This is a genomic window from Lentibacillus halophilus (assembly GCF_039522485.1).
Classification (GTDB): Bacteria; Bacillota; Bacilli; order Bacillales; family Amphibacillaceae; genus Lentibacillus; species Lentibacillus halophilus.
This window is the reverse complement of sequence record NZ_BAAADM010000069.1, coordinates 1-1,076: the sequence shown is the minus strand read 5'-3', so window position 1 is coordinate 1,076 and position 1,076 is coordinate 1. Positions and strand designations below refer to the sequence as shown.

1 protein-coding gene is annotated in these 1,076 nt (G+C 46.7%); it reads left to right on the top strand.

Annotated elements, in window-relative coordinates; translation table 11 throughout:
• Nucleotides 1-43: 43 nt before the first annotated feature.
• Nucleotides 44-1,076 (top strand): IS256 family transposase (locus ABDZ72_RS14335; protein WP_343754372.1); only part of this gene is annotated, 1,033 nt, incomplete at its 3' end.

The following is a 1,076-nucleotide window of genomic DNA, read 5'->3' as shown; positions in this document are numbered from 1 at the left end:
TAGAATAGAGTTAGTCACAACAAACCCACAGGAGGTCTTCCCTATGAGCCATCTTACTACAGATTTGCTTGAAGCACTAGCCCAAAAACAAGATATTGAAGAAGTTTTTCGCTGCCATTTGGAAACGGCGATCAATCAGCTTTTAAAACATGAACTAACGGCTTTTCTGGACTATGAACCTTATGAGCAGGCTGGCGTTAACTCTGGTAATTCCCGTAATGGATTTTACGGCCGGACGTTCAAAACGGAATACGGCAACCTTGAGCTGCATATTCCCAGAGACCGCAACGGTGCCTTTCAGCAACAAACTCTGACGCCCTATAAACGTTCCAACGACACACTGGAACAGTTTATCATCCATTTGTACGAAAAGGGCATCACGACGGATGAAATCGCCGATTTAATCGAAAAGATGTATGGCCAGCATTATTCTAAACAGACCGTATCCAACCTGACTCGTCTCGTGTCAGAAGATGTGCAGGCTTTTCATGAGCGAACGCTGGAACAGCGTTATGTCTGCATCTATCTGGATGCCACGCAAATTCCGATCCGGCGCCAAAGCGTTGAAAAAGAATCGGTCTATATTGCCATTGGCATCGCAGAAGATGGCGGCAAAGAAGTGCTGGACTTTACCATCGCCCCAACGGAATCTGCCGAGGTGTGGGAAGAGCTGGTCCAGCGTTTATCTGAACGCGGTGTCGAGCACGTTCTTCTTTTTATTTCAGACGGCTTGAACGGTATGACGGATGCGCTGCATCGCGTCTACCCAAAAGCTAAACATCAGGTGTGCTGTGTTCATGTTTCCCGCAATATCGCTAATAAAGTGCGTGTGAAAGATCGTGCCGCCATTCTGGATGACTTCAAGGCTGTTTACGAGGCTGAAAGCCGCCAGGAGGCTCTAAATGCCCTGGACCAATTTCAAGACAAATGGCATAAGACGTATCCACGTGCTGTCGATGCGGTGATGAAACAGGACCGCTTATTAACGTTCTATGATTTTCCGGCATCCATCCGACCCAGCATCTATACAACAAACCTCATCGAAGGTTTTAATAAAGAAATCAAACGTTACGTCA